At 51.5% G+C, this 6,161-nt stretch carries 5 protein-coding genes and 1 pseudogene; 4 read left to right on the top strand and 2 right to left on the bottom strand.

What is annotated here, in order from left to right:
* Positions 1-220: 220 nt before the first annotated feature.
* Entirely contained in the window at positions 221-1,540 is a 1,320-nt protein-coding gene (gene xylA, locus PCH02S_RS35235) for a xylose isomerase (RefSeq protein WP_127458759.1), read from the bottom strand.
* Positions 1,541-1,712: 172 nt separating this feature from the next.
* Between xylA and PCH02S_RS35230 the strand changes: the two genes are divergently transcribed.
* From PCH02S_RS35230 to PCH02S_RS35220, 3 genes are all read left to right on the top strand, one after another.
* Positions 1,713-2,888, top strand: coding sequence for an ROK family transcriptional regulator (locus PCH02S_RS35230; RefSeq protein WP_127458758.1), 1,176 nt, complete (start codon positions 1,713-1,715; stop codon positions 2,886-2,888).
* Positions 2,889-3,015: 127 nt separating this feature from the next.
* Positions 3,016-3,522: a hypothetical protein gene (locus tag PCH02S_RS35225; protein ID WP_127458757.1), complete on the top strand. Its 507-nt coding sequence runs from the start codon at positions 3,016-3,018 to the stop codon at positions 3,520-3,522.
* Positions 3,523-3,588: 66 nt separating this feature from the next.
* On the top strand, positions 3,589-4,095 hold the full coding sequence (locus PCH02S_RS35220) for a Crp/Fnr family transcriptional regulator (RefSeq protein WP_127458756.1): 507 nt from the start codon (positions 3,589-3,591) through the stop codon (positions 4,093-4,095).
* On the opposite strand, the gene hmpA is transcribed toward PCH02S_RS35220, so the two are convergent.
* Positions 4,090-5,319, bottom strand: a complete 1,230-nt coding sequence (hmpA, locus tag PCH02S_RS35215) for an NO-inducible flavohemoprotein (protein WP_127458755.1) — start codon at positions 5,317-5,319, stop codon at positions 4,090-4,092. The genes PCH02S_RS35220 and hmpA overlap by 6 nt on opposite strands.
* Positions 5,320-5,491: 172 nt before the next feature.
* Between hmpA and PCH02S_RS35210 the strand changes: the two are divergent.
* Positions 5,492-6,161 (top strand): annotated as a pseudogene (locus tag PCH02S_RS35210) (hypothetical protein); the annotation flags it as partial.

Raw genomic sequence — 6,161 nt, 5'->3', positions numbered from 1 at the left:
TGAAACCAAGCTAGCTACCTCAAAGTACAACCTAAGGAGTACTTGCAGCTCCATTGGCGCTCTACAAGACAATCGACCAGCAGCTAGCACGCTAACACGCCAACCAACCTGCCCCGCAACAGCGCAGACAAAAAAGACTGCCCCTCAGGCCATTTCTGGCCTTCGAAGACAGTCTCATGGTTTGCTCGGCGCGAGTACCGCACGCCTAATCAGCAGGTAATTATGCGTTAATCAGATACTGGTTAACCGTAGCTTTAATCAATTCTAAACGGCCGGATTGGTTAACAATGTTATGGCTGTTCTCAAGCGCGTAAGCTTCAAGTGTTTTGAAGTTTGCTTTGCCGGACACGATATCCGCGCCGATGCCGGATTTGAAGGAAGCGTAGCGCGTGTCGAGAATGTTATCGAATACGCGGTCTTCGATCATTTTGGCAGCGACTTGCAAGCCACGTGCAAAGGAGTCCATACCTGCGATGTGAGCATACACCACATCAATAGGCTCGAAGGACGTACGGCGAACTTTAGCGTCAAAGTTCACGCCACCGCTGCCGATTCCGCCTTCGTTCAGCAGGATTTCGTACATCGCAAGTGTCGTCGCGTACAGGTCAGTCGGGAACTCGTCGGTATCCCAGCCGAGCAATAGATCCCCTTGGTTCGCATCGATGGAACCAAGAACGCCGTTAATACGGGCAACGCGAAGCTCGTGCTCGAAAGTGTGTCCAGCCAGCGTAGCATGGTTAGCTTCCAAGTTTAATTTGAAATACGGAAGCAGGTCGTATTTTTGCAAGAATGAAAGCGTAGTAGCCGCATCGAAATCATACTGATGTTTGGAAGGCTCTTTCGGCTTAGGTTCGATCAGGAATTGGCCGGTGTAGCCGATTTCTTTGGCATAATCAACCGCCATGTGCAGGAAGCGGGCAAGGTTGTCGAGCTCCAGACCGAGGTCCGTGTTCAGCAGCGTCTCATAACCTTCACGGCCGCCCCAGAAAACATAGTTCTCAGCGCCGAGTTCTTTGGCATGATCCAAAGCCTTTTTCACTTGTGCAGCAGCATAAGCAAAAACGTCAGCATTATTCGTCGTAGCAGCGCCGTGCACGAAACGAGGGTTCGTGAACATATTCGCAGTGTTCCACAGCAATTTTTTGCCGGAAGCTTGCATCTTGTCTTTGATCAGACCAACGATTTCGTCCAGGTATTGGTTCGTTTCTTGCAGCGTGCTGCCTTCTGGCGCGATGTCGCGGTCATGGAAAGCGAAGTAGTCTACATCAAGAATGTGCAGCAGCTCGAAACATGCGTCAACACGCGCTTTCGCCAGTTCAAGGCCGGAATATTGATCCCAAGCGCGAACAGCCGTACCGCTGCCGAACGGATCGGAGCCGTTAGCAGAGAAGGAGTGCCAGTAAGCGATTGCAAAACGCATATGTTCACGCATCGTTTTGCCTAGAATCACTTGGTCAGGGTTATAAAATTTAAATGCCAGCGGGTTCGTCGATGTGCGGCCTTCGTATTTGATTTGTTGGATGTTATCAAAGTAGCTCATGAATTCAGCCTCCAAAATGAGTTTATAAATGCTTATGAAGCCATCATAGCATCATTCGCAAAGTTTGTAAATTCATTAAACAAACTTAGTTAGTGCGTGAGGATGCCATTCGTGTTAAAATCAGTTCAATTACAAGAAAAGACAAGCTATTGGAGCGGTGTGGGGGCTAGTTATGAAACAAACAGGCGATTTGAATTTAGTGAAAAAAATAAATAAATCCATTGTGCTGCACCATATTCGCACGGATTCGCCGATATCCCGCGCACGGATCGCGGAGATTACAGGGCTTACGAAAGCGACGGTATCCAGCCTCGTGAACGAATTGATCGAAAGCAGTCTGGTCGATGAAATCGGGGCCGGCGAGTCCAGCGGCGGGCGTAAGCCGATGATGCTGCTGTTCAATGGGACGGCCGGATATGCCATCGGCGTCGATCTCGGCGTCCATGATATTCTGGCTGTTTTGACAGATTTAACCGGCAAGGTGATCAGCGAAAAAAGAGTTCAACATGACAACGCATCCGTTGAATCCGTCATTCCGCTGCTGAAGGTAACGATCCGCGAGCTGATCGACAGTGCGCCGGAGAGCACTTACGGCATCATCGGCATCGGCATTGGCGTGCCGGGCATCTGCGATGATGACGGCAATCTGCTGTTCGCTCCTAACTTAAGCTGGGAGAACGTGCCGCTGCAAAAGGATATCGAGGAAGCGTTCAACATTCCCGTCGTTATTGATAATGAAGCGAATGCAGGAGCTGTAGGAGAGAAGCAGTTTGGAGCGGGGAAAGACACCGCGAACCTGGTGTATATCTCGATCGGGATCGGGATTGGCGCCGGTATTATCATTAAGGGAGAGTTGTACCGTGGAGCAACCGGATTCTCCGGCGAGATCGGGCACATTTCGATCCAGCATGACGGACCGAAATGCCGCTGCGGAAGCTTAGGCTGCTGGGAGCTGTATGCGTCCGAACATGCGCTGCTGGAGCAAGCCCGCCTGGAACTGGGAGAGCCCGCGCAGCTCGATATGCTGCTGAGCAAGGCGGAAGCCGGCGATCAGAAGGTCATCGCACTGTTCGAGCGACTCGGGTATTATCTCGGCGTAGGCGTCGTTAACATCATTAACGGTTATAATCCCGAGTTCATCATTCTCGGAGGCCGCTTGGCCGGAGCGGAGAAGTGGCTCATGAAGCCGCTGCTCCAACTGTTGGAGAAACGCTCATTGCCGCTTCCACGGAAGCTGCTGAACGTGGAGTTCTCGCAGCTGAGCGACCGTTCGACGGTTCTGGGGGCGGCATCGTTTGCGGTATCGAAGTTTTTTGCCTCAACGACGGTGTCTATAGATGGTAATTAATCATTAACGTGGTTAATATATACGAAAATTGGATTTGACCATTTTATCCGATCTTATGTAAAATAAGAAGGGTTTTGAGCCTCTTATGACTCTTCCTATGACTTACAATAAAGGACGGAACTCATCGATGCTTTTACGTTCACTCGTCATTTGCTGTTATTTAATGGGTGCTTACTGGGCATCCTATCATTTTCCATCGCTTCGGATGGTCTTTTATCCTACGCTTGGTGCTTTCAGCTTCCTCTTCATGCATCGTGTGGATCAAATTAAAGATGTCGGGCGAATCACCCTTGGGGCGATTATTGCTGTCACGCTTGGAAGCGTCATGTACAGCATTAGTCAAGGCACGCTCTCCTTTTTTCTAACGGCTATTATCACGATTTCACTTATTCAGGTTTTAAAATGGAACGCTGCTCCGATCTTGTCGGTGTCGTTTATTCCTTTTTTTGCGCATACGACCTCGATTTGGGCTCTACCGGCAGCCGTATTGGTTTCTCTGCTTGGACTCATCATATTTGTGTGGCTCATCGCGAAAGTCGAGCAAGTACCGGTCGTCTCCCGATGGTCGGAAGCTTTCTCGCAGTTTCTCAGCAAGATGATGCCGACCCCAACGGCTATAAAAAAAGAACTTTAAACCAAACAAATAAAAGCGACCAGCATAAGAACTGCTGTCGCTTTTTCGCGTAGAGGAGACTGAAGGATGAAGCTTCACAAAGGCGAGACGTTGTTTCGTCAAGGGGAATCGGGAGGCTTGTATCGGCTCAAAAGCGGGCTGCTCAAAATTGTCCGTGTACACGAAGACGGCCATGCCACACTCGTGAATATCATTGTGCCGGAGGAGACAATTCCTCACCATTCTCTGATTAGCCCCAAGCCTTATTATGGGACGGCAGTCGCACTGGTAGCTAGTGAAATTGAAACCATTCCTTCCGAGGACTGGTACCGTGAACTGGATCACAATCCTGAGCGCTTCAGGATCATTGCGCAGCAGCTGCAAGAGAAGCTGCGGATGATGCAGCAGCGGATTGATCAATTGACCGAAGTAACTCCGACGGTGAAGCTGCAAAAGCTGGAACAGTGGATGCACAGTTACCTGGGCACCACGGTTTTAACGGATGTGCTGACGCAGGAAGAGATCGGCCAATTGATCGGGCTGCGCCGGGAAACCGTGAACCGGCTTCTCCGGGAGAAAGTGGCGAAATTATAAGCTTCCCGCAGGGCCGAAGAATTCAAAGTGCCGGTCCTCTTCCGGGATCCCCCACTCGCGAAGGGCGCTGTTTACAGCTTTCATGAAAGGCACGGGACCGCAGAAATAGAAGCTTGCCGCGGACGTAGGCACGATGCTTTGAAGCCAGTCCAGACTTACGTGACCTTCTCGATGAAAAGAGTTCTCTGCCCGATCCGATGCCGTAGGTTTATCGTAGCACCAATAAAAGCTCAGTGCTGGATACTGTGAGGCGAGCTCCTCAACATGTCCTTTGAAGGCATGATGCTGGCTGTTCTGAGCCGCATGGATGAACGTCACTTGGCGCTGGGGATTCGTGGCGGCCAATGTTTGCAGCATGCTAACCATCGGTGTTAATCCTACGCCGCCGCTGATGAGCACGACAGGACGGGTATCCTGCTGGTTCAAGGTGAAATCCCCCGCTGGCGCAGAGATTAGAACAACATCGCCTTCCTTTGTCTCATTGTGCAGGAACATCGAAACTTTCCCGTCAGGTCGTTCGGCTAAGAGATTTTCCCGTTTTACAGAAATGCGATAATAAGGTTTTCCTGGAGCGTCCGAGAGGCTGTACTGGCGGATATGTGTGTACGTGTCGCCTGGAATTTCGAGTTTGACGCTGATATATTGCCCCGGTTCAAATGTTGGGAGTGGAGCCCCGTCCTCAGGCATAAGATAGAAGGAAGTAATCACATCGCTTTCTTTCACCTTCCGAGCAATTCGAAAACGTTTAAAATCCGACCAACCGCCCGCTTGCGTTTCTGTTTGGCGATACATATCCGCTTCAACTCCGATGAAAGCATCCGCGATGATGCCATAGGCTTCGGCCCAAGCTTGTAAAATCCCCGGCGTAGCCGCTTCTCCGAGCACCTCTTGAATGGCGGCAAGCAGATGCTGGCCGACAATCGGGTAATGCTCCGGCTTCACCCCAAGACTGCGGTGTTTATGAGCAATCTGTTTCACAACGGGCAAAATGGCTTCGAGCCGGTCAATATGAAGCGCAGCAGCATAAACGGCATTCGCCAAAGCGGTTTGCTGTCTGCCCTGTTTTTGATTAGCATGGTTAAATATATGCAGCAGTTCGGGGTGTGAAGTGAATAACATTTCATAGAAACGTTTCGTTATGGATGTACCATGTATCTCTAATACGGGAGCTGTGGATTTAATGGTATCGATGGATTGTTGACTTAGCGTAGGAACTCGCCTCATTTCAGAAAGTTTTGGTGGTTATGAGGTAAGTATAGTAAAAAGCAAACGGGTGAGGTGTGATTGTAATCACTTGAAAAGACAACAATCTGTGTCTATATTCATTTCAATCTTTTTCGCGTTATACTAGAAATGAACAAATTTCCATATCATTATAAGAGACAGGAGCGCATAGATGCCTGACTGGTCTTATCATTCGATATTTAAACCACTTTTGTTTCGTTTGCCGTCCAAGATCGCACGGGACCTTACATTACACACGATGGGCGGGTTAAGCCGCATGCCGGGCGGTACCTTCGTGATCAAAACGATGGGGCACTTCGAGCAGTCGGCCGTGCTGCAAGACGAAATCGCCGGAGTGCCGATTCCGTGCCCCGTCGGCCTAAGCGGGGCGCTCGATCCCGAAGGCATCGCGCACAAAGCGCTGGCCCAGCTCGGGATCGGCTTCATCGAGCTCGGCCCCGTCACCGTGCGCGAAGTGCGCTGCGACGCGCCTATCAAGCGCGTCCCCGAGCAGGAAGCCATCGTGTACCCCGATGGCTACGCCAATGCCGGCGCAGACGCGATCGCCGAGCGGCTGCGCAAGGGCACGGGGCATCGCCTGCCGCACTTCGTGCGGCTCCGGCCGATGCCGGGCAGCACGCCGCGCGAAGCGCTGCTTCAGCAGCAGGAGCTGCTGGAGAAGCTGGCGCCGTACGCGGCGGGCTTCTACATCGATGGCCTCGCCGAAGGCTGGCCACCGGACGAAGCTTTGGCGTACCTCCGAGAGGTACGCCAGTTGGCAGCAGCAGCGGGCAAGCCGGCGCTGCTGTACATCCCGCCGCAGCTGCCGGAGGGCATGCTGC

Origin of the sequence: Paenibacillus chondroitinus NBRC 15376 (genome assembly GCF_004000765.1) — a bacterium.
GTDB lineage: Bacteria > Bacillota > Bacilli > Paenibacillales > NBRC-103111 > Paenibacillus_E > Paenibacillus_E chondroitinus.
Note: the sequence above shows the minus strand (reverse complement) of the source record. Positions and strands in the feature narration are given on the sequence as shown.

Coding starts and splice junctions, on each gene's coding strand:
- PCH02S_RS35220 (WP_127458756.1), top strand. CDS start 3,589: ATGAAGCTTCACAAAGGCGAGACGTTGTTTCGTCAAGGGGAATCGGGA.
- hmpA (WP_127458755.1), bottom strand. CDS start 5,319: ATGAGGCGAGTTCCTACGCTAAGTCAACAATCCATCGATACCATTAAA.
- PCH02S_RS35225 (WP_127458757.1), top strand. CDS start 3,016: ATGCTTTTACGTTCACTCGTCATTTGCTGTTATTTAATGGGTGCTTAC.
- PCH02S_RS35230 (WP_127458758.1), top strand. CDS start 1,713: ATGAAACAAACAGGCGATTTGAATTTAGTGAAAAAAATAAATAAATCC.
- xylA (WP_127458759.1), bottom strand. CDS start 1,540: ATGAGCTACTTTGATAACATCCAACAAATCAAATACGAAGGCCGCACA.